Genomic DNA, 22,054 nt, shown 5'->3' with positions numbered 1-22,054 from the left:
GCTAGTGCTGCGCCGCTGAATTGAGTCTACTGCTAAATATCCCTTTGCGTAATTAAGCTTTATTCATCTTATTCGTTGCGTGAATCCACTATTTTAGTGCACTGTTTTATTTATATTTTTAATACAGTGAGGATTCTGGTTATAGCTCATATAACTCTAGGGGTAAGCCGTCGGGATCGCTAAAGAAGGTGAACTTTTTGCCTGTGTATTCGTCGATGCGGACAGGTTCGACGGCGATATCATGGGCCGTAAGATGCTCGATCGCCGTTTCAATCGATGCAACGCGAAAGGCGAGATGTCTAAGGCCGCATGCCTCTGGATAGCTAGGGCGTTTGGGAGGATTTTCGAAGGAAAACAACTCGATTTGGCTCATATCCGGCAGTTGTAAATCGAGTTTGTAAGACTGGCGCGCCTCACGATAATGCTCTGCAAGCACGCTAAGGCCAAGAATAGTCACATAAAAGTGTTTCGACTTTTGATAGTCACTGCAAATAATCGCTGCATGGTGAATGCCGAGTAACATGGCTTGCCTCTGTACTGTTTAACTGATGTTTATGCGAGTGTGTTTTAAAAAAGCCAGAGTCACAACTAAGTGTGACTCTGGCGCTAACCTATGATTTTTATCTTACTTCGCTAGCTGGCTAGTGGACGAGTTCAAATATCGCGGAGGAGAGAGGTGCAAGCTGCAACTGAACCTGTCCTTCACCTCGCTCGACAATTAACTGCGCCGTATGTTCTTCCAGTAAATCCTTAAGCGGATAGCTTGCATCGGTTAACTGCCATTGCGCAATCAAAGATTTGGGGAGTTTAAGGGAAAATAACTTGGCTTGGGTTTGACTAAAGTTACTGACAATAATCAGCTTTTGACCTTTGCTATTGGCTGTATGGGCCTCAAAGCGGACAAAGGCAAAGGTTGAGTCATCATAACCCGTTGCGCTGCCATTGTTTGTCTTATTGCTAGCCTTATTGCTAGCCTTTGCAGCCGATACCGCGCTGCGGTTGGCAGCATCTAGCGAGTGATATTTCCCTAAGAGCGCGGGTGCATTTTTCCCCGTGCTCAGGTTCAATAATTTTTGGTAATAGGTACGTAGCGCAACTTCTGCGGCGGTTGATTGGCCACCATCAAATTTACCTTGATTCATCCAGCGCTGATGGGCGGGAACACCCGCATAATCAAAAATACTGGTGCGTGACGCATGGCCAAAGCCTAGGTTTTGCGTCGCCGCTTCTCCCACTTCTTGACCGAAATAAAGCAAGGTGGGTGAGGTACTTAAGGTCGCCGACACCACCATTGCAGGCAGGGCGTAGCGGGGATCGACCGCATCTGTCGAGGTGTTACCAGTTAATACGCCTAAAAAGGCGGCATTGGCGATGCGCTGCTCGTCGTGGTTTTCTAAAAAATGCAGCATATGCGAGTCGATATCTTGCACTTTGGCCTGGTCCGCGGCGATCTGCGCGGTACTTTTTTGTCCTGCCATAATGGCTTTGAGGGTGTCGTAAAGATCGACCTTGTCGTAGAGGTAGTCCATTTTGCCGAGATGAATATAGTCGCGATACAGCGCAGGGTTATAGACCTCTGCTAAGATAAAGGCTTCGGGATGGCTATGTTTTATATGACTATTTAAATAGCTCCAAAACTCGACTGGCACCATTTCGGCCATATCGTAACGAAATCCATCGACTCCCATCGCTAACCAATATTGGGCAATTTGATTGAACTTGATCCAAGAGTTAGGTAATTCATGGCTATGTTGCTGCCAAAAAGCATAGTGCTGCTCGGCGCCGAGTGTGGCATAGCGTGGCGGCAGTGCGGGGAAATCATGGCTGCCATCGGGGCGGACACCGTAATTGATTTTAACGGTTTCATACCAGTCATTCATATCCGGTTTGGCAAGGCGTGAGCCGTTGCCAGTCCATTTGGCGGGGATCTCTTCAAATTGACCATCACTTAGGGGATGCGATTCGCCGCCTAACGGTTTGAGGGTATCAGGCAAATCGGGCACTTGAAAGCCAGAGGATTGCTTTTTATCAGTCACATAGTAAAAGTTATTATGCCTTTCATATTCAAGGGTTTGATTATCATCTTCACCAAAATCACGCACGCCCTCGGGCTTAGTGATGGAATGGTAATTACGCGCCACATGGTTAGGGACTATATCGATAATCACCTTTAAGCCTTGCTTGTGGGTGCGCTCGATAAGAGCCTGAAACTCCTGTAAGCGCTTGGCGGGGTAGACTGCTAAATCGGGGTTTACGTTGTAATAATCTTTAACCGCATAGGGCGAACCGGCGCGGCCCTTAACCACATCGGGATCATCGTGACTTACGCCAATTGCACTGTAATCGCCAATTAAGGCGTGGTGGGGCACACCCGTATACCACACATGGGTAACGCCTAAGTCTTTGATACTTTTGAGTGCTATGTCATCAATATCATTAAATTTACCCACACCGTTTTCGCTAATCGTGCCCCAAGGTTTATTGGTGGTGTTTTTATTGCCATAGAGTCGGGTAAAAATTTGATAAACAACGGGTTTAAACTTATTTGCTTGCTCGTCATTGTGACGGGCTGGCAGGATTTCGCCTTCGGCCACATTTGGATTGGCAGCCATGGTTTTAGCCGCCGTTGCTTGAGTGCTGATTGCTGGTGCGGCCATGGTGCAAAAGGTGCTAATGCTGCTGAGGGCCAGTATGCTAAATCCCTGTTGCCAGCGATAAGCGCGACGTTTGCTGCTGTTAGATAATAGAAAATTCAACCTAGATTCCTTTACTGACTTGGCGGCCAAACTGTGGTTTGGCCGCGTTGTTAGCTAAGCATGCTTAGTAGTATGGGTTATTGATGATTGAGTTCAAGCAGCATAACGCCAGCATGGGGCAGAGTAACTGATTGATTAAGCTTGAACTTATCACCTGTGAAGACTGAGTTCGCCGAGGTATTTCCCGCCAATACCTTGTTAAAGCGGCTTAAATCCAGCGTTTGTGTTTGGTCATTCTTGTTGTAAATCACCATCACTTTATCCGCATCGGCTTGGTAGCAGGCATTGCCCGCTGCGGGACGTTTTGCCGCGCATCGAAATAGCACATAAATGCCGTTTTGTGGCACAAAGTGCAGTAAATCGCCCGTTTGCAGCGCGGCTGAATGTTTACGGTAATTAAGTAGGGTGCGCACAAACGCAAGCGCTTGCTGCTGTTTTACGTTAAGCCCTTTACCGCTAAAACCGTTGACTTTGCTATTAGCAAAGCCACCCGGAAAATCGCTACGCACGACACCGTCGTGGCGGCCTTCGGTTGGGCTGGTCATTAATACTTCTGTGCCGTAAAACAGCTGTGGAATGCGTTTTGCCGTTAACACATAGGTGAGGGCCATTTGGTACAGCGGCAGGTTTTCTTTAAGCAGACTATAAATCCGATTGGTGTCGTGGTTGCCTTCAAAGAGGACTAACTGACTTGGATTAGCATACACCACATCATTCGCTAACATCTCGTAAAGCTTGATAAAACCAGTATCCCAGCCTTCGGGCTCGTTCAGGCTTTCAACCAGCTTTTCATTGAGTGGAAAGTCCATCAGGCTAGGTAAATCCGAGCGATAGCCATCGGCATTGATTTTGCCTTTTTGCCAATAGGAGACGGTAATGGGATTGGCGGTCCACTCTTCACCGACAATATTAAAATGTGGGTATTCGGCCATTAAGGCCTTTGACCATTGGGCTAAAAAGGTTTTATCGGCGTAGGAATAGGTGTCTTCGCGAATGCCCGAAAGCCCCGCGTATTCCACCCACCAAATGCTGTTTTGAATAAGATAAGTCGCAACTTTTGGGTTGCGCTGATTGAGATCGGGCATCGAATCGACAAACCAACCGTCGACAAAGTCACTTTTATCTTGTGTGTCGGCGTAGGGATCTTGCACTGTGGTGCGTCTATGACTGGTAAAGCTCGGGCTCGTAAAACTAGGGCTGGTAAAACTGGCGGCTGGAGCCGTATTAGCATCAGTGACATTGGGCTGCTGTGGGTAATTGAGCCAGTCACTGCTCGGTAAATCCTTTAACCACCAATGGTTTGAGCCAATATGGTTAAGTACTACGTCTTTAATCACCCCAAGACCATGCTGTTTGGCCTCTGTGACTAACTTTTGGTAATCCTGATTGCTGCCAAAACGCGGGTCGACCCGATACAGATTGGTAATGGCGTAACCATGGTAGGAGTATTGGGCTTGGTTATTTTCAAGCAGTGGGTTAATCCATAGCTGAGTGACACCTAATTTGGCTAAGTAATCTAAGTGCTGGCGTATACCTTCGATATCGCCGCCATGGCGGCCATCGGAATTATCAGGCGCCGCATGCTCGAGCATATCGGCTTGATTGTCATTGTTTGGGTTGCCATTGGCGAATCGGTCTGGGGTGATAAGGTAAATCACATCTTTATTACTAAAGCCTTGGCGTTCGCGGCTGCCATCTGCCCGCGCAGCTAAAGTGTAGGGCAGTTTGAAGAGCTGCTTGTCGCCAGCGAGAATGCGGATATCAAAGGTCTGCGGCTTGGCTTGGCGCAAATCTAAATTGATGAACAAATAATGGGGATTATCCGTCTGCTCTATTCCTTCAAACACCACATCTTGGCCAGTAATCTCAACCTTAAGTTGCGTCGCATCCGCGGGCAGTGCATTGCTGTGGAGCATCAGTTGCAACTTTGGATTATGCATGCCCGCCCACCAAGAGAGCGGCTCAAGATGAAAAGATGCTGTACTGCTGACGGGGCTATTGTTGGTCTGCGCCGAAATAGATAAGGGAGAAGAGGCGGTTAACACAAGGGCGAAGAGTAGACTGTGACGTATCATACTATGGGCCTTTTATCGGGTAGGTTTTAAGTGTGACTTTAGAAATAAAGAGCGGCGTATCATCTCACTATTATTATGGGTAAAAAGAAAAGCCTGCTTCACAGTGAAGCAGGCTTTTACGATGACAGCTTACAGAGAGTAGGTTAAACCAAGGAAATATTGTCTACCGAAGTATTGAATTGTTCCGGTTTGATGCTCTTCACCAAAGTAAGTTTTATTAGGCTCATCGGTGAGGTTATTGATTTGGAACAGGAACTTAAGTCCGTTGTCCAGCGCATAAGAAGCCTGATAATCCACAATCGTTTCTGCATCAAAGAACGCCAGTTGAGATTCAACCGCAACTTGCTCTGACACATAACTACTACGGTATCTCATGCTCACACGGGTATCGAAACCATCCAAGGTGTAGAACAGGGTAGTGTTCAGCACGTTTTCTGACAGACCTGGTAATGGAATGGTCAGGTTAGAACCGCTTAAGTCTGTAGTGAATTCCACTTCACTGTCTGAATAGGAATAGCTACCAGTGAAACCTAAACCATCTAAAGGTGACGGTAGGAAATCAAACACTTGGGTATAGCCTAACTCGATACCACGGATATAACCGCCTTTATCGTTGTTGATGGCTGTTTGATATTGGCCTTCATCTTTAACAACTGGGAACTCAACGCCATTGTCGATAATGGTATCGGGCACGATAAAGCCATTCGCTTCAAAATCAAATGGTTGAATAGTGAAGTTGTTGATGAAAGATTTAATATCTTTATAGAACAAGGCCACAACGACCGCACCTTCAGACTCTTCAAAGTAGTGCTCGTAGGACAAGTCATATTGATCCGCATAGAAAGGATCTAATAACGGACTGGTGTTACCCCACGCATTGTACTTTTTGTATCCAGGCGTAGCAGAGTCGTCATACCAAGAACCCATACCTGACTTTAACTTGTCGATTGGTGGGCGTGACATCACAGAGGCCGCTGCAAAACGCAGTTGATCGTTTTCAGTCAGGTGGAAGGTTAAGTTCAGTGACGGTAAGTAGTCGGTATAGGTTTTGCCGACCTTGTTACGGATATAATCCGTGCTTACGACGCCTTGCTCATCGGTAATGGCTTCACCTAAACCATAACCAACTTGTTGCAGACCAGTACTGCTTTGATCTGTGTGTACGACACGTACACCTAAGTTACCTGTGACTTTAACATCGCCGATATCGAAGTCTAAGTTTGCCTGCACGTAACCGGCTAATACATCTTCATTGACCGCGCCGCTTTGGATCATGGTCCAGTTATTTGACCAGTTCGCCGTTGGAGTGAAAGGTGATTGGCCAGTTGCCGCCAGTTGTGCGTTCACCAGTTCAATGGCTTTGTTAAAGTCAATGGCGAGGAAACTTGGGTAACCTGCTAATTCACCACCAAAATCAACCACTTTGGCCATATCGCCGTTCAGTGCTAGGACTGGTTGATTATCAGGGTTTTTACCAAACTCGAAACCGTAACCTGCCTGTGAACGCTGTGCGTTGAATTCACGTTCAGCATAACGCACACCAAAATCAACAGAAGAGACAAAGCTGGTGTCTAAGACATAGTTAAAATCGAGTTTGTAGGCAATCAGATCGTTTTGCTGATTATAGGGCCACATACCCACTTCTTTCAGACCTAGGGTCGAGGTATTGGTGTAGTCGTTAGCAAAGCTGACATCCGCAGGATTTAAGCCATTCAGTTGATAAGTAACAGACTCAGCTGAACGAACTTCATTGCCCAGATCATCGTACAACACGGCGCGAGTACCGCCGTTAACGAATTCACCATCGGCTTTGGAATAGCTGACATCGGCCGCCACTGTCAGTGCGCCACCGTTATTCCACTCAAGGTTCAAAGAGCCTGAAGTCAATTCTGAGTATTTTGAGTCGTTATCGTTGATCACGAAAACCGCAAAGTTATCCGTGCCATCAGTAGAGACTGTACCACCCGTCATAGAACCGTTTTCGACAACGGCATCACTGATAGTACCATTTTTCAATGACTTGACGCGGAAACCACGGGCAAAGTTTTCAGAGGTAAATTTAGAGTGGAACAGATCGCCCTTCACACTCAGGCTGTCACTCGGTTGCCAATGGATAGCAGCCATATAGCCATCACGGGTATCGTCGCCGCCTTTTTGTTGCAGTTCAAAACCTTCACTAATCGCTTCGGTTACACCGTCACCGTTAACGTCTTTTTTATCATCATTAAAACGTAACCCAATGAATTGGCTTGCAACATAAGGTTGATACAGGTGAGCATAGCCCACTGCCACCCCTAAGGTGTCTTCGAGGAATTTACCTTGATAAGCGAGACTTAAACGATTGCCGTATTGCTCTGCATCGGAGATTTCATCGGCGCGATCGTTAAAGCTGCCACGGGCATTGATATTGAATGATTGATCTTTGTCATTCTTCAGCGGATCGGCGGTTTTTAATTCAACCGTACCGGCCACGCCGCCTTCGATCAGTGAGGCTTTAGGTGTTTTGTAAACCGCTGCCTGACTAATTAATTCGGATGGATATTGGTCAAACTCAATGGCACGTTTACCACCAGTGGTCACCTGTTCGTGGCCATTGAGGGTTGCAAACACGAAATCGCCATCCAGACCACGGATGTTCAAACCACTGGCTTGGCCGCCAGTACGAACAGCGGTGACGCCTGGTAAACGGGTTAACGCATCGGCGATAGATTGGTCGGGCAGGGCGCCGAGGTCGTCGGCAGAGATAGATTCAGATACGGTATCGCCAAAACGTTTTTCATTAAGCGATTTGATCACACTGGTTCTGAAGCCTTTAACTTGGATTACTTCAATTTCGGCATCTTTGGCTTTTAGGTCTTTTTCTTTTACATCATCTGCTGCGTAGGAGTGCATACTGGCGCCTGCAGCAACGAGTGCTAAGGTCAGCAAGCTGGGTTTAAATCGCATCATTTCTATCTTCCCCTTGAAGTCGCTTTTTACCGCTTATGTAGAGCGTTTTATCGTTATTACCGCATTGTTTTTGCGGCCTTTTTTTGGTATTTCGGCGCTTAATTGACTGCATAAGTGCTGCGTTTATGACCAAATTGTTATGCAACGGTGAAGATACTACTCCCGAGAATCTTGGCGTCACAATATTGTGCATACGTATTCAATAGGTCAGACGCTCGCAAAAACAGGGATTTCGGCCAAAAAAAGTCCGATTTTATCTCCGGGTATTTCAATGCAACCTTATGTTAGTAAAGGGTTAATTTTATCTTAATCAGACAATTCTAATGATAGTCCGTTTTGCATACGTATGCAGGTGTATTGAACCTTATTTCCCTGTTCACGTATGCTCGTTGCCACTAATACAAGCCGTAGCGCCTTTACTCCGCAGTAACATGATTGTAACTGCTCATGTGAGAGTTTTTGGGTTAGCGCGCTGAAGAATAAGGATAAAGGGGCAATATGAGTGAGTTAACTTGGTGGCGTGGAGCCGTGATCTATCAAATTTATCCACGTAGCCTTTTGGATACTAATGGTGATGGCGTTGGCGATCTGCGCGGTATTATCACCAAGTTGGACTATATTGCCAGCCTGAATGTGGATGCCATTTGGATTTCGCCGTTCTTTAAATCCCCAATGGCTGACTTTGGTTACGATATCAGTGACTATCGGGAGGTGGATCCACTATTTGGTTCGATGCAGGATTTCGATGAGCTGATCGAAAAAGCCCATCAACGTGGCATTAAAGTCATTATTGACCAAGTGCTAAGCCATACCTCAGATCAGCATGCTTGGTTTTGTGAGAGCCGCGAGAGCCGCACCAATCCCAAGGCCGATTGGTATGTGTGGGCCGATCCTAAGGAAGATGGGACGGCGCCAAACAACTGGTTGGCGATTTTCGGCGGTTGCGCCTGGGAGTGGGAACCGCGCAGACAACAATATTATCTGCACAACTTTTTACGCAGTCAGCCCGATATTAACTTCCATAATCCCGATGTGCGTCAAGCCGTGTTAGAGAATGTGGAGTTTTGGTTGAAGAAGGGCGTCGATGGTTTCCGCCTAGATGCTATTACCTTCTGTTATCACGATGAGCAGCTTCGGGATAATCCGGCAAAACCTAAGGATAAGCGCCAGGGGCGTGGGTTCAGTGAAGATAATCCCTATGCCTATCAGTACCATTACTACAATAATGATCGCCCGCAAACGATTCTATTTATTGAAGAATTACGCCAACTGATCAATCGCTATCCGGGTGCAGTGACTTTAGGCGAAGTCTCCGCTGAGGATTCTCTCGCGGTGATGGCTGCCTATACCAAGGGTGAAGACCGCTTACATATGGCCTACAGTTTTGAGCTGCTGACCGATGACTATAGCGCCGCTTATATTCGCCAAACCGTCGAAGCACTGGAAGCCAGTATTGGTGATGGTTGGCCTTGTTGGGCGATTGGTAACCACGATGTGCAGCGCGTCGCCAGCCGTTGGGGACGGGGCAAGCAAACCCACGACATGGTGAAAATGCTTAATGCCATGCTCAGCTCACTTCGCGGCCGTGTCTGTAGTTACCAAGGAGAAGAGCTTGGCTTAACCGAGGCGCCAATTGAATACCATGAATTGCAGGATCCCTTCGGTAAAACTTTCTGGCCAATGTTTAAGGGCCGTGATGGTTGCCGCACTCCGATGCCGTGGGAACAACACGCCGATTTTAGCGGCTTTAGCCAAGTGACACCTTGGTTGCCTGTGGCGAATGCACACAGGGCATTGGCGGTCGATGTGCAGGAAGCCGATCCCGCTTCAATGTTGCAGGGCTATCGTCAGTTCCTCGCGTGGCGCAAAGGCTATCCTATTTTAATCGAAGGGGAGATTGAGTTCCTCGACGCGCCAGAACCCTTATTGGTGTTTGTGCGAACACTGGGTGAGCAGAAACTCCTTGTGTGTTTCAATCTATTAGACACAGAAACCCAGTGGGTGCTGGATAAGCTCAGCATACAACAAGAATTGACCGGGCATGGCTTGAAAACTGCGCAAAGGGTCGCTGACACATTGACATTCTCGGCCTATGCCTGCTTTTATGCGCTGTTGAACTAGTTTTCGACGGGCATAACACTCGTTCGGACGGGCAGCACACGTTGATTGTGACTGCCTGTCGTTGTACGAAAACGCCTAAGGGACATTCCCTTTAGATAATAAAAACATGATTAGAGAGCACAACTATGGCGTCATCTATAAACACCAGCAGCCACACGAGCAGCGTGAGCGAGGCGGGAAACGGTAATTATCGTTTTGCGTTAGTCTCATTGACCTCACTGTTTTTTATGTGGGGCTTTATTACTTGTCTGAACGATATTCTGATCCCTCATCTTAAGGCGGTGTTTTCACTCAATTACACCCAAGCGATGTTGATCCAGTTCTGCTTCTTTGGCGCCTATTTTCTGGTGTCGATTCCGGCGGGGCAGTTAGTGAAACGACTCGGTTATCAAAAAGGCATAGTCACAGGCTTAGTGATTGCAAGTATCGGCTGTGGTTTGTTCTATCCTGCCGCGTCCTTTGCGACCTACGGATTATTCCTCGGCGCTTTGTTTGTATTGGCCTCTGGGATCACAATATTACAAGTAGCGGCTAACCCCTATGTTAACGCGCTTGGCAGCAGTGAAACCGCATCGAGCCGCTTAAACCTGACTCAAGCTTTCAACTCTTTAGGGACGACGGTCGCGCCATTTTTTGGCTCGATTTTGATTCTTTCAGTGGCGACAACAGCATCTTCTGAATTAGCGCAAGCCAATGCCGAGGCGGAAGTGGTCAAGCTGCCGTACTTAATGTTAGCTGCAGCCCTTGCCGTACTCGCGGTGATTTTCGCTAAGCTAGACTTGCCAGTGATCCGTGAACATAGCGAAGCCGCGTCGGGCGAAGTGCAAAGCCATTTAGGCAAAACCAGCGCGCTGCAAAGCACCCATTTGGTGTTAGGTGCGGTGGGGATTTTTGTTTATGTGGGCGCAGAAGTGTCTATTGGTAGCTTCTTAGTCAACTTCCTCGGCGAATCACATATCGTCGGCATGCCAGAAGAGCAAGCGGCCCATTACATCGCCTATTACTGGGGCGGCGCTATGGTCGGGCGCTTTATCGGTTCGGCGGTAATGCAAAAAATCCCTGCTGGCACAGTGCTGGCTTTCAATGCCTTGATGGCGGCATTGTTGGTGCTGGTTGCGATCACCAGCAGTGGCACGCTGGCAATGTGGGCGATTTTGGGCGTGGGATTATTTAACTCGATTATGTTCCCCACTATTTTCAGCTTAGCGCTGCGTGACCTAGGTCCGCACACGTCGCAGGGTAGCGGTATTCTCTGTTTAGCCATTGTGGGTGGTGCGATTGTGCCATTGTTGCAAGGGGTGTTGGCTGATAACTTAGGCATTCAATTGGCCTTTATTCTGCCTGTGGTGTGCTACGGTTTTATTCTGTTCTATGGGGCGAAAGGCTCTAAGATGTAACGGCATTGGCCATTTCGATAAAAGCGATCCCCTTGGATCGCTTTTTTATTGGTCTTTTTCGCTTCGAAAGAGCAACTAGGCATCTGTTTACTTGCGTATTAGTGCCTGACCTCCTATGATCCCCCGGTTTTATTACTCACGGTGACCTGTAAATGTTGAATTCTCCGCTTTCTGCCAGCTCGAATGAATTAGTGATCAGTATCTTAGCTATGGTGCTAAGCGAAGGAAAACCCTTAGACCGGGCGTATTCTCAGCATTTTTCGGGATTAAAGTTAGTACCCGCCGAACAGGCGCGTATTGCCACTGTAACGGGCGATATTCTGCGCCGGTTAAATCTGTATTGTTTCTTAGCCGAAATTAAGCCTGAAGAAATGGAGCGTTTAGGCTCTAAGCTGCTTAATGTGTGGCATTTATTCCACAAGCTAGAACTGCCTAAGATGCAGTATTCCTTGCCGGTCGATGCAGAGCGTTTAGCCGAGCGTATCGAGCAGGCGCAGCGCCAACCCGTACTTTGGGACGGTTGCCCTGAATGGCTAGATACCATGGGTCAAGCGCAGCTTGGCACGTCTTGGGAAAAGGAGCGCGCCGCCTTAAGCACGCCACCAAAACGCTTCCTGCGGGTCAATGGCCTGAAAGTCAGTCGTGATGAGTTAGCGCAAAAACTGGCGACCGAATTTGTCACCACCCAAGCGGTTGAGGACGTTGATTCAGCCCTTGAAGTGACCTCCGATTCCGCGCTGTTCCGGACTAACAGCTTTAAAGACGGTCTATTTGAGCAACAAGATGCGGGCTCACAACGTGTGGCCGCCGCGCTCGATGCCAAACCGGGAATGCGAGTGATCGATGCCTGCGCGGGAGCGGGGGGCAAGACCCTACATATCGCCGCGCAGATGCAGGGTAAAGGCCGTTTATTGGCGATGGATGTGGAGCAATGGAAACTCGACAACCTCAAGGAACGCGCCCGCCGTAATGGTGCCCACAATATCGAAACCCGATTAATTGTCGGCTCAAAAACCATCAAACGCTTAAAACTTAGCGCCGATCGTGTGCTGCTCGATGTGCCTTGCTCTGGCCTTGGGGTATTAAAGCGCAATCCCGATGCTAAATGGCGTGATACCGCCGAGCGTTTACCCGTGTTGATGGAGCTGCAAAAGCATATCCTGAGCAGTTATAGCCGTATGGTGAAGGTTGGCGGCATTGTGGTGTACGCGACCTGCTCAATTTTCCCCTGTGAAAACCGCGGCCAAGTGGATGCTTTTTTAGCGGAAAACCCCAATTTCCGCTTGCTTGAGGATGAAACTATCAGTCCTGCCGATAGCGGATTTGATGGTTTTTATTTAGCAAAACTCGAGCGAATTCAAGAGTAAACCTTCGTAATATCTCGCACTAAAGCAAGTTTTCATTCGAATTGAAAAGTTGCTTTAGTGCTTTTTAATACCTAAAATTCACCCCTGATTTACAAAGGTTGTTCATCTTAGTAAGGTCGTTAACTTACGCGCTAAATGACTAAGGGATGTATGGACGAAGGAATTCAGGTTACTGGCAGTATCGGCGATAAAAATACTCATTTTAATCAAAGCGTAAGCCTAGAATGCTATAGCGGCATTCTCTCTATGCTGCTTAATGGCGCGCCATTAGCAGAAATTCTCCATGCTTTAGTGTTAAAAATCGAAGATCAGCGTTTAGGTACGCACGCCTCCGTGTTGTTGCTCAGTGAAGATGGTAAAAAGCTACTCACGGGCGCCGCGCCACATTTACCCGACAGTTATAACCAAGCTATCCATGGAGTCGAAATTGGCCCAGAGGTCGGTTCCTGTGGTACTGCGGCTTATACGGGGGAGCGTGTGATAGTCGAAGATATCGAGCATCATCCCTATTGGGCCTTGTATCAATCCTTTGCGCTAGCCCATGGGCTGAGAGCCTGTTGGTCTGAACCTATCAAAGATAGTCAAGGCAAGGTGTTAGGTACTTTTGCCATGTACTATGAGGAGGTTAAATCGCCAACGACTGCAGATTTAACCTTGATAGCCGAGGCGGCGAGACTGGCGAGTTTAGCCATAGAACGCAGTCGCTCGCTCGAGTTTCAGCGTCTTGCGGTGAAAATATTTGATCGCCTACCTCTGTCGTTAGTCATCACCAATGCCAGCCATTCCGTGCTCTATGCTAACGATGCTTTTACCCAGATGGTTTATCCTGAAACCACTGATATTGATGATTTTTGCCCCGAACACTTTTTCTCTCCCTCTGAACCCCACGAAATCGATTCCCTGTTTCAACATCTGTCTGAGGGCAAAATGTGGCAGGGTGAGTTGATTGGCCTACGTAATAACGGTGAGACCTTTTACCTCGATTTAACCGTAACAGTGTTTCGCGAATCCCATAGTAACGAAAACGGTTTTGCTTGGTTATTTTCCGATATCAGTGAGCGTAAAAAAGCGGCGCAGTTAATCAAGTATCAAGCCAATAACGATTCCCTCACTGGGCTTGCCAACCGTAATGCCTTGTTTCGACAAATCCAAGAGCTGATCTCCGCCGACAGCTTAACACCCGGCTTTAGCTTTATGCTGATGGATTTAGATAACTTTAAACAAGTGAACGATACCTACGGCCACGATAAAGGGGATGCGCTGCTGGTGCAGGTGGTGGAGGAGATTAAAACCTGCCTAAATGATCAAGCGGTATTCTCACGCCTTGGGGGTGATGAGTTTGCCTTGCTCCTCCCTGGCATTGTGACGCAGCGGGAGTTGTCACAACTGGCTGAAAAAATTAATAGACAGGTTTATCGGCGTTATGAGCTGTCCCTGGATAAGGGGGTATACAGTTCTGTGAGTATTGGGATTGCCCGCTTTCCCGAAGATGCGCTGGATTTAGAGCAACTGTTAAACTGCGCCGATCAGGCCATGTATATCTCCAAGGCGAATGGCCGTAATCGTTATCATTTTTTCACCGAACAAATGCAGTTAAACGCCGAGCGCACGGCGAATTTGCATACATTACTGAAACAAGCTTTAGAGCAAGAGGCTTTCGAACTGTATTTTCAGCCTATAGTCGATGCGACAACTGGACTTGTGCTGCGCGCTGAAGTGCTACTACGTTGGCAGCACGAGGGGCAGTTTATTTCCCCCGATGAATTTATCCCCATCGCCGAAAACAGCGGTTTGATCGTTAACATTGGCCGCTATGTACGCAAAGCTGTGATGCAAACCATTATTGACATGCAAGCATTGGGCTGGCCAATCAATTTAGCGGTCAACGTGTCGACCTTTGAGTTTTGGTCCCATGAGTTACAGGATGAATTTTGTGACTCTTTTGCCGATATTATCGAAGAGTTGGGCTTGATTGAGTTTCCCTACGAGCTTATCACCTTAGAAATCACCGAATCGCTGTTGATGAAACAGCATGTGCATTTAATCAAAGTACTGAATGAGTTACGCGGTCGTGGCATTAAAATCTCCCTCGACGACTTTGGTACCGGTTATTCTTCTTTGTCCTATTTAGCGAATTTCCCGATAGATCAAATCAAAATCGATAAGAGCTTTATCGATAGATTGGATGAAGGTGAGCGCCACCTTGCCTTGGTTGAGGCGATAGTGCGCTTAAGTCATGCGCTGAATTTGAGTGTGACGGCAGAAGGGGTGGAAACCGAAGCGCAGCTAAAGGTGATGATGGAAAACCATATTCAAGAAATTCAAGGCTATATCTTTTATAAGCCCATGCCCAAGGCGGCATTTTTTGAGTTACTTGCCGAGCAAGCTGCGGCCCATCACCATTCATGATGAGTTCAAACTAACCTCAAAAAAGAAGAGCGCCATAGGCGCTCTTTGTTTATCACTTAGCCGCTAACTGGCCGTTAATCACCAAACTTAAGTATTCGGTAAAATCATGCCCATGGTTTTGTAACATCTTAGGGAACATCGAAATCGGCGTCGAACCTGGGAAGGTATTGATTTCGTTAAGCAGGATTTCATTATCCTGGGTTAAGAAAAAGTCGATACGTGACAGATGGCGAAGCTTCATGCCCTTAAAGGCTTTAATTGCATAGGCGCGGATCTGCTCGCTGATGTCAGTAGGCACATTTTGTGCGACTACATCGGTGCGTGCCTTACTGCTCTTGGCGTATTTTTCATCGAAGGTGTAGAAGGTATTGCTATCGCAGATGATTTCGCCCGGCAGAGTCGCAACCACTTCGCCTTGATACTCATAAACGGCGACTTCAAGCTCACGGGCTTTAATGGTTTTTTCGACAATCACATAGGGTGCATAACCAAAGGCATCTTTTAACACGCCTGCGACTTTGCTGCTGTCATCGACTTTATAGCAACCCACAGAAGAACCTTGAGATGCGGCTTTGACGAAAATCGAACCCCAGTTTTCGAGCGCGGCTTGGGTTTGGGCAATCGCTTCATCATCGTATTGATTTAAGAAGATATAAGGTGTGTTAGGAATGCCTAAGGCACTGAACCACATCTTAGCGGTGATCTTGTTAAAACAGTTGCTGCTGGCTTCGGATTCGCAACCAAAGTAGGGCAGTTGGATAAGGTTAAAGTACGACTGGATGTCGCCTGTCTCGCCCGGATAGCCGTGAATACAGGGGATCACATAATCCACAGGCCAAGGCGCCTTGGTCTCATCACGGAAGCGAATTTCGCGGTTATTGGTCAGCTCACAGTCATCGCCTGCGGCGGTTTGGTATTGGCCAAACTTGTCCAGTACCACACGCAGTACATTAAACTGCTCGGATTTTGCTAATGAGGTTTCAAAATAATTAGCCGACAGTAGGGAAATATCGTGTTCCGCACTTCCACCGCCGCACAGCAAAAGTAAATTGATTTTTGACATTGTGATTCCTCGATTGAGCAAAATGCTGTTGAGTTGCCTTTTGCAACTCGCTTACTAACGACGACTAGGTGACTTCCTGCCACAGGGCTTTTATCTGCGCTAAACACATAAGTTAGCCGCAGCCATCTTAGATTTCTTGCCCCCTAAAGTGCAAGGACTCAGGCAAAGGAGTTTGACCGAGTGATGAATTTTAACGCATTTTTACTGGGCAATAAAAAACGCGCCGAGGCGCGTTTTAAAGTATGTGTCTTTTAACGGACAAATTAGAAGTTCGCAGTGCGAGGCGCGCGTGGGAATGGGATCACGTCACGGATGTTCGATACGCCCGTCACGTAAGACACTAAACGCTCGAAGCCCAGACCGAAACCTGCGTGTGGAACTGTGCCGTAACGGCGCAGATCGCGGTACCACCAGTAATCTTCTTTGTTCAGATCCATTTCTTCTAAACGCATATCCAGTACGTCTAAACGCTCTTCACGTTGTGAACCACCGATGATTTCACCGATGCCTGGGGCTAATACGTCCATCGCGGCAACGGTTTTACCGTCTTCGTTGAGGCGCATGTAGAAAGCTTTGATATCTTTTGGATAGTTCTTCACAACCACGGGGGCTTTGAAGTGCTCCTCGGCCAGATAACGCTCGTGCTCAGAGGATAAGTCGATACCCCAAGACACTGGGAATTCGAACTCACGACCACATTTTTGCAGGATCTCAACCGCATCGGTGTAATCCACTTGGGCGAAATCACTCGATACGAAAGACTGCAGACGCTCAATCACAGTTTTATCTACGTGCTGGGCGAAGAATTGTAAATCGTCCATACGCTCAGCTAATACGGCGTTAAAGGCGTATTTCAGCATGCCTTCGGCAAGGTTTGCGATATCGCTTAAGGTCGCGAACGCCACTTCTGGCTCAACCATCCAGAATTCCGCTAAGTGGCGGCTGGTGTTTGAGTTTTCAGCACGGAACGTCGGGCCAAAGGTATAGATTTTTGACAGGGCGCAGGCGTAGGTTTCGCCGTTCAGCTGGCCCGATACGGTTAAGAATGCCTCTTTACCGAAGAAGTCTTTGTCATAGTCTACTTTGCCGTCGCTGGTGCGTGGCAGGTTTTCCATATCCAGTGTGGAGACACGGAACATTTCACCCGCGCCTTCACAGTCTGATGCGGTGATCAGCGGTGTAGACACCCACACGAAACCATTTTCGTGGTAGAAACGGTGAATCGCTTGAGACAAACAGTTACGCACGCGGGCAACGGCACCAATGATGTTGGTACGTGGGCGTAAGTGGGCCAGTTCGCGTAAATGCTCGATTGAGTGACGCTTAGCCGCCATTGGGTAAGTGTCTGGATCTTCAACCCAGCCTGTCACTTCAACTTGTGTGACTTGCAGCTCGTAGGCTTGGCCAGCGCCAGGAGATTCCACAATCTCACCGGTTACGATCACAGAGCAGCCAGCTGTCAGCTTTAACACTTCGTTGTCGTAATTTTCTAAGCTATTTGGCACAACACCTTGGATAGGATTAAAGCAGGAGCCGTCATAGACAGCTAAAAAAGAGATGCCAGCTTTAGAGTCACGACGGGTTCTGACCCAGCCACGGACTGTGACTGTCGAACCAACTGCGTGCTCACCTTTAAATACAGAAGCGACCGATGCAATGCTCATTGTTGCTTAGTTCTCCAACGAAACGTTTTATATGAAAATTTTTGGAGGTTTATATTACCTTGCTGGTGGCTTTTCTCAAGCTGAAAAAGGTATCCTGAGGTTAATATTACTAATATTGAGTGATAGGGTGCCTTAAAACTTGGGAGGCGGTATGCGGAAAGTCAAAATATTTCAGATGATCCTCGCCACATTATCCATTCTGGGCTGGACCTTGGCGGTGTACGCGCTGATGGTGTTTGGCGAGGCTCGCCCCGAACGAGAGGTCGGATCCTACTTGAGTCGCGGTGAAACCTTCAGACACTATTGGGACCCAAGCGAAACCGAATTACTGCAATACATCATTTGGGGCTGCGGTGCGATAAGCCTGATAAGTCTGGCGTTTAATTACTATGTCGCCCATCACAGCAAACTGGGTTATTGGTTTAATATTCCCTTGCTGCTGCTTACCTCGTTAGTGGCGGGCTTATATGTGCATTTTGTGATTTGAATTATCCAAAAGAGCAATGCGGGTTTACAGCATCTGCTCGGGAAGACTCAAATGCCGACAGAGGTGATCGATAATCGCCGCCGTCGCGCCCCAGATAAAACGTTGCTGATACGGAATAAAATGCACGCTGTAATAACGCCCTTGGCGTAAAAACTGTTTGCGGTGGCGATTTTGCGGTTCGATAAAAAAACTTAAGGGTACGGTAAAGCAATCGGCGACTTCGCCGGGATCGAGCCTTAAGGCAAAATCCTGCTTAATCATGCCCACCACTGGAGTGATTTCAAAACCGGTAAAGGTGTTATGGGCGGGGAAGGTGCCTATCACTTCTACATTTTCTCGGCAAAGACCAATTTCTTCTTCCGCTTCCCTCAGCGCGGCCGTAATGGCGCTACTATCACTGGGCTCAATCTTGCCGCCTGGAAAGCTAATTTGCCCAGGGTGCGCCCTAAGGTGCATCGGTCTTTGGGTTAAAATCAGACTGAGCTCGCCCTGAATTTCCTGCAAGGGGATCAGTACCGCGGCTTTACGCAACCCAAGGTGAGGGATAGCCGCCGGGTCTTGCGTGGCTAAAGGATGCAGATTAAATCTGAGTCTAAATTCTGCTTGATCCATAGGCTTCCTATTCGTTTCCTGACGCTTATTGAGGGCTATCGAGTAAGGGTAAGATACGGCTTATCTTATCGAAGCTTTCTTGGTACTCGGCATCGACATTAGAGTCCGCGACTATGCCGCCGCCCGCCCAGCAATAGAGTTTACCTTGCTCAGCCACGATAGTGCGAATGGTGATGCTAGTATCCATTTGCCCATCTTGGCTGATGTAACCCATGGAGCCACAATACAGACTGCGGCGTGAGGGTTCCAGCTCTTCAATAATTTCCATGGCGCGGATTTTAGGCGCTCCGGTTATTGAACCGCCGGGAAAGGCTGCGCGCAGTAAGTCACAGGCGTGGTATTGTGGGTCGAGTTTGGCGGTAACGGTACTGACTAAATGGTGCACCGCAGGAAAGCTTTCGACGGCAAATAGATGTGGCACTTGTACAGTGCCGGGCGCGGCGACTTTACCTATGTCATTGCGCAGTAAATCCACAATCATCACGTTTTCGGCGCGATCCTTGGGTGAATGGGCAAGGGCTTGCGCTGCTCGCTTATCTAGCATCGGGTCGCTATGGCGCGGCAGCGTGCCTTTAATCGGTTTGGTTTGAATATCGTCACCGTGCAGCTGAATAAAACGCTCGGGCGAAATCGATAAAATCGCGTTGGCATCAAGCCGCATAAAGGCGGAGAAGGGCGCTTGATTGGCACTTCGTAGCTTGCAGTAAGCGCGCCATTCATCGCCTTGATACTCTGCTTCAAAGCGCTGGGTCAAATTAATTTGATAGCAATCGCCGCTATGCAGATATGCCTGTACTTCATTGAATTTTGAAATGTACTTGGCTTTGGTGAGTTGCGATGACCAAGGGCTTGTGAGATTAAATTCGGCCTGTTTTGTGGCTTTGGCTATTTTAGATTCAATTATTTTCAATTGAGTATCGAGGGCGGCATCACCCAAATAGTGCACTAAAAACCAGCTTTGCTGCTGATAATCGAAAATCAATGCCCAGTCGTAAAAGCCAATATTCATCTCGCCGAGGTGAATATCCTGCGCCGCAGTGCAGGGGAGCTGCTCAATTCGACGGCCTAAATCATAACTAAAGCTGCCCATGGCGCCGCCACTAAAGGGCAAATCGCAGGCAAAAGAGTGTGGATACCAATGGCGCAGCAGCTGTTTGACCAGGGTAAAAGGGTCATCCTGCGGGCTGAGGTGAGTCGGTTTGGCTAATTCAGGCTGATGAACTTGAATGTCAGTCAGCTCGCCTTGGGTGATGAGGGTGGCGATGGGACCTGCGCAAATCATATCGAATTTAGCGTCCTGATGGGACGCATTGGCCGAGTCGAGCAGTATCGCCCAAGGTTCAGCCGCAAAGTGTTCGAAGATTGCTGCTGTGCTGAAAGTCCAGTCAAGTTGGCGTACTGCCAGCGGTAATGCCGCCCTATTTGCCATCAATTAACCCTATCTAAAAATGTGATGTAGCCCAAAAAGATGGGAAAGAGTATCATATTGGCCCAGAAAGAATTACACAAAAAACAAGTAAGGCCCTAAAGGCTGCTGGAGCGCACCTACTATGTCATCTCACCATGAAACGTCTGAAAATGTAGTGATTAAACAAGCCGACTTTATTGAAAGTGTGGCCGATGCCCTGCAATACATCTCCTATTATCATCCCAAAGATTTTGTGGATGCCATGAGCGAAGCTTATGAGCGTGAGCAAAGTGCGGCGGCGAAGGATGCGATTGCGCAAATTTTGATTAACTCGCGTATGTCTGCCGAAGGTAAACGCCCACTGTGTCAAGACACGGGTATTGTGACCACCTTCGTTAAGATTGGTATGGGAGTTAAGTGGGACAAAACCGATATGACCGTGCAGCAAATGGTCGATGAAGGTGTGCGTCGTGCTTATACCAATCCAGATAACCCACTGCGTGCATCGATTGTGGCTGATCCTGCGGGTAGCCGTAAAAACACCAAAGACAACACGCCATCTGTAGTGCATATCGATATGGTGCCAGGCAATCATATTGAAGTCGCTATCGCAGCCAAGGGCGGCGGCAGTGAAAACAAAGCCAAGATGGTGATGTTAAACCCATCTGACGATATCGCCGCTTGGGTTGAAAAAACGCTGCCAACCATGGGCGCGGGCTGGTGTCCACCGGGTATGCTCGGCATCGGTATTGGTGGCACCGCTGAAAAGGCTGCTGTGCTGGCGAAAGAAGCGCTGATGGAAAGCGTGGATATCCATGAGTTAATGGCACGCGGTGCAGAAACCAGCGAAGAAAAACTGCGTTTAGACATTTTCGAACGTGCTAACAACCTCGGTATTGGTGCGCAGGGTCTTGGCGGTTTAACCACAGTGTTAGACGTGAAAATCAAATCTGCACCTACTCATGCAGCATCAAAACCTGTGGTGATGATCCCGAACTGCGCGGCAACTCGCCACGTACACTTCCATTTAGATGGTACTGGCCCTGCTGATCTTGCGCCGCCGACACTGAGCGACTGGCCAGAAATCACCCGCGAAGTGGGCAGCGATGTGCGCCGTGTTAATTTAGACACAGTTACTCAAGCCGATATCGAGCAGTGGAAGAGCGGTGAAACCATTCTGTTAAGCGGTAAAATGCTCACCGGCCGTGATGCTGCCCATAAGCGTATCCAAAGCCTGATTGAAAGCGGTGAAGGTTTACCAGAAGGCGTGGACTTTACTGGCAAGTTTATCTACTACGTGGGCCCAGTTGACCCAGTCGGTAACGAAGTTGTGGGTCCTGCTGGCCCAACTACCGCGACCCGTATGGACAAGTTCACCGATCTGATGCTGGATAAAACCGGACTGATGGGCATGATTGGTAAGGCTGAACGTGGTCCAGCGACCGTTGAGTCTATCAAGAAACACAAAGCTGTGTACCTGATGGCTGTGGGCGGCGCGGCTTACTTAGTGTCGAAAGCCATTAAGAAATCCCGCGTAGTGGCGTTTGCCGACTTAGGTATGGAAGCAATTTACGAGTTTGACGTACAAGATATGCCAGTGACTGTGGCGGTAGACTCAAACGGCGTGAATGCCCATGAAACTGGCCCTGCGATTTGGAAAGTGAATATCGCTAACGCCAAAGCCTAAGCAAATGGCCTAAGCGAATGTCCTTCTTGCAAAAATGTCGCTTTTTTGAGCGGGATTCG

General features: G+C 48.1%; 14 protein-coding genes. 6 read left to right on the top strand and 8 right to left on the bottom strand.

Annotation, left to right across the window (positions count from 1 at the left end):
- Positions 1 to 139 precede the first annotated feature (139 nt).
- The 4 genes from SHEWMR4_RS11255 to SHEWMR4_RS11240 form a co-directional block, all read right to left on the bottom strand.
- Positions 140 to 523, bottom strand: coding sequence for a VOC family protein (locus tag SHEWMR4_RS11255; protein ID WP_011622900.1), 384 nt, complete (start codon positions 521 to 523; stop codon positions 140 to 142).
- A gap of 118 nt (positions 524 to 641) precedes the next feature.
- Positions 642 to 2,756: an alpha-amylase family protein gene (locus SHEWMR4_RS11250; protein ID WP_011622899.1), complete on the bottom strand. Its 2,115-nt coding sequence runs from the start codon at positions 2,754 to 2,756 to the stop codon at positions 642 to 644.
- 77 nt (positions 2,757 to 2,833) lie between these two features.
- Positions 2,834 to 4,831: a glycoside hydrolase family 13 protein gene (locus SHEWMR4_RS11245; RefSeq protein WP_011622898.1), complete on the bottom strand. Its 1,998-nt coding sequence runs from the start codon at positions 4,829 to 4,831 to the stop codon at positions 2,834 to 2,836.
- A gap of 129 nt (positions 4,832 to 4,960) precedes the next feature.
- Positions 4,961 to 7,780 (bottom strand): TonB-dependent receptor, encoded by a 2,820-nt coding sequence (locus SHEWMR4_RS11240; protein WP_011622897.1) that lies wholly within the window; start codon positions 7,778 to 7,780, stop codon positions 4,961 to 4,963.
- Positions 7,781 to 8,278: 498 nt separating this feature from the next.
- Between SHEWMR4_RS11240 and SHEWMR4_RS11235 the strand changes: the two genes are divergently transcribed.
- The 4 genes from SHEWMR4_RS11235 (at position 8,279) to SHEWMR4_RS11220 (ending at position 15,074) form a co-directional block, all read left to right on the top strand.
- Entirely contained in the window at positions 8,279 to 9,901 is a 1,623-nt protein-coding gene (locus SHEWMR4_RS11235) for an alpha-amylase family glycosyl hydrolase (protein ID WP_011622896.1), read from the top strand.
- A gap of 125 nt (positions 9,902 to 10,026) precedes the next feature.
- The gene (locus tag SHEWMR4_RS11230; RefSeq protein ID WP_011622895.1) at positions 10,027 to 11,298 is read left to right on the top strand and encodes a sugar MFS transporter; all 1,272 of its coding nucleotides are present in this window, start codon (positions 10,027 to 10,029) and stop codon (positions 11,296 to 11,298) included.
- Positions 11,299 to 11,450: 152 nt separating this feature from the next.
- Positions 11,451 to 12,665, top strand: coding sequence for an RsmB/NOP family class I SAM-dependent RNA methyltransferase (locus SHEWMR4_RS11225; RefSeq protein ID WP_011622894.1), 1,215 nt, complete (start codon positions 11,451 to 11,453; stop codon positions 12,663 to 12,665).
- A 150-nt stretch (positions 12,666 to 12,815) separates the two neighbouring features.
- A complete protein-coding gene (locus SHEWMR4_RS11220; RefSeq protein WP_011622893.1) occupies positions 12,816 to 15,074 on the top strand; it encodes a putative bifunctional diguanylate cyclase/phosphodiesterase in 2,259 nt (752 codons plus the stop codon).
- 52 nt (positions 15,075 to 15,126) lie between these two features.
- Here the strand turns inward: SHEWMR4_RS11220 and SHEWMR4_RS11215 are convergent, their stop codons facing one another.
- Both SHEWMR4_RS11215 and asnS read right to left on the bottom strand, forming a co-directional pair.
- Positions 15,127 to 16,137 (bottom strand): D-alanine--D-alanine ligase, encoded by a 1,011-nt coding sequence (locus SHEWMR4_RS11215; protein ID WP_011622892.1) that lies wholly within the window; start codon positions 16,135 to 16,137, stop codon positions 15,127 to 15,129.
- Positions 16,138 to 16,400: 263 nt separating this feature from the next.
- Entirely contained in the window at positions 16,401 to 17,801 is a 1,401-nt protein-coding gene (asnS, locus tag SHEWMR4_RS11210; protein WP_011622891.1) for an asparagine--tRNA ligase, read from the bottom strand.
- 151 nt (positions 17,802 to 17,952) lie between these two features.
- Between asnS and SHEWMR4_RS11205 the strand changes: the two genes are divergently transcribed.
- Positions 17,953 to 18,288 (top strand): hypothetical protein, encoded by a 336-nt coding sequence (locus SHEWMR4_RS11205; RefSeq protein ID WP_011622890.1) that lies wholly within the window; start codon positions 17,953 to 17,955, stop codon positions 18,286 to 18,288.
- A gap of 24 nt (positions 18,289 to 18,312) precedes the next feature.
- Here SHEWMR4_RS11205 and SHEWMR4_RS11200 read toward each other — a convergent pair whose 3' ends face one another.
- Together SHEWMR4_RS11200 and pabB are read right to left on the bottom strand one after the other, a co-directional pair.
- Positions 18,313 to 18,900 carry a CoA pyrophosphatase gene (locus tag SHEWMR4_RS11200; protein WP_011622889.1) on the bottom strand — a complete coding sequence of 196 codons (588 nt, stop codon included), beginning with the start codon at positions 18,898 to 18,900 and terminating at the stop codon, positions 18,313 to 18,315.
- A 25-nt stretch (positions 18,901 to 18,925) separates the two neighbouring features.
- A complete protein-coding gene (gene pabB / locus SHEWMR4_RS11195; RefSeq protein ID WP_011622888.1) occupies positions 18,926 to 20,329 on the bottom strand; it encodes an aminodeoxychorismate synthase component I in 1,404 nt (467 codons plus the stop codon).
- 121 nt (positions 20,330 to 20,450) lie between these two features.
- Between pabB and SHEWMR4_RS11190 the strand changes: the two genes are divergently transcribed.
- The gene (locus SHEWMR4_RS11190; RefSeq protein ID WP_011622887.1) at positions 20,451 to 21,995 is read left to right on the top strand and encodes a fumarate hydratase; all 1,545 of its coding nucleotides are present in this window, start codon (positions 20,451 to 20,453) and stop codon (positions 21,993 to 21,995) included.
- Positions 21,996 to 22,054 lie beyond the last annotated feature (59 nt).

The organism is Shewanella sp. MR-4 (assembly GCF_000014685.1).
GTDB lineage: Bacteria > Pseudomonadota > Gammaproteobacteria > Enterobacterales > Shewanellaceae > Shewanella.
This window is presented reverse-complemented; position numbering and strand designations above follow the sequence as displayed.

What these genes read in the sequence shown, in the direction of transcription:
- SHEWMR4_RS11255 (WP_011622900.1), bottom strand. Translation starts at nt 523, where the DNA reads ATGTTACTCGGCATTCACCATGCAGCGATTATTTGCAGTGACTATCAA.
- SHEWMR4_RS11245 (WP_011622898.1), bottom strand. Translation starts at nt 4,831, where the DNA reads ATGATACGTCACAGTCTACTCTTCGCCCTTGTGTTAACCGCCTCTTCT.
- SHEWMR4_RS11240 (WP_011622897.1), bottom strand. Translation starts at nt 7,780, where the DNA reads ATGATGCGATTTAAACCCAGCTTGCTGACCTTAGCACTCGTTGCTGCA.
- SHEWMR4_RS11235 (WP_011622896.1), top strand. Translation starts at nt 8,279, where the DNA reads ATGAGTGAGTTAACTTGGTGGCGTGGAGCCGTGATCTATCAAATTTAT.
- SHEWMR4_RS11230 (WP_011622895.1), top strand. Translation starts at nt 10,027, where the DNA reads ATGGCGTCATCTATAAACACCAGCAGCCACACGAGCAGCGTGAGCGAG.
- SHEWMR4_RS11225 (WP_011622894.1), top strand. Translation starts at nt 11,451, where the DNA reads ATGTTGAATTCTCCGCTTTCTGCCAGCTCGAATGAATTAGTGATCAGT.
- SHEWMR4_RS11220 (WP_011622893.1), top strand. Translation starts at nt 12,816, where the DNA reads ATGGACGAAGGAATTCAGGTTACTGGCAGTATCGGCGATAAAAATACT.
- SHEWMR4_RS11215 (WP_011622892.1), bottom strand. Translation starts at nt 16,137, where the DNA reads ATGTCAAAAATCAATTTACTTTTGCTGTGCGGCGGTGGAAGTGCGGAA.
- asnS (WP_011622891.1), bottom strand. Translation starts at nt 17,801, where the DNA reads ATGAGCATTGCATCGGTCGCTTCTGTATTTAAAGGTGAGCACGCAGTT.
- SHEWMR4_RS11205 (WP_011622890.1), top strand. Translation starts at nt 17,953, where the DNA reads ATGCGGAAAGTCAAAATATTTCAGATGATCCTCGCCACATTATCCATT.
- SHEWMR4_RS11200 (WP_011622889.1), bottom strand. Translation starts at nt 18,900, where the DNA reads ATGGATCAAGCAGAATTTAGACTCAGATTTAATCTGCATCCTTTAGCC.
- pabB (WP_011622888.1), bottom strand. Translation starts at nt 20,329, where the DNA reads ATGGCAAATAGGGCGGCATTACCGCTGGCAGTACGCCAACTTGACTGG.
- SHEWMR4_RS11190 (WP_011622887.1), top strand. Translation starts at nt 20,451, where the DNA reads ATGTCATCTCACCATGAAACGTCTGAAAATGTAGTGATTAAACAAGCC.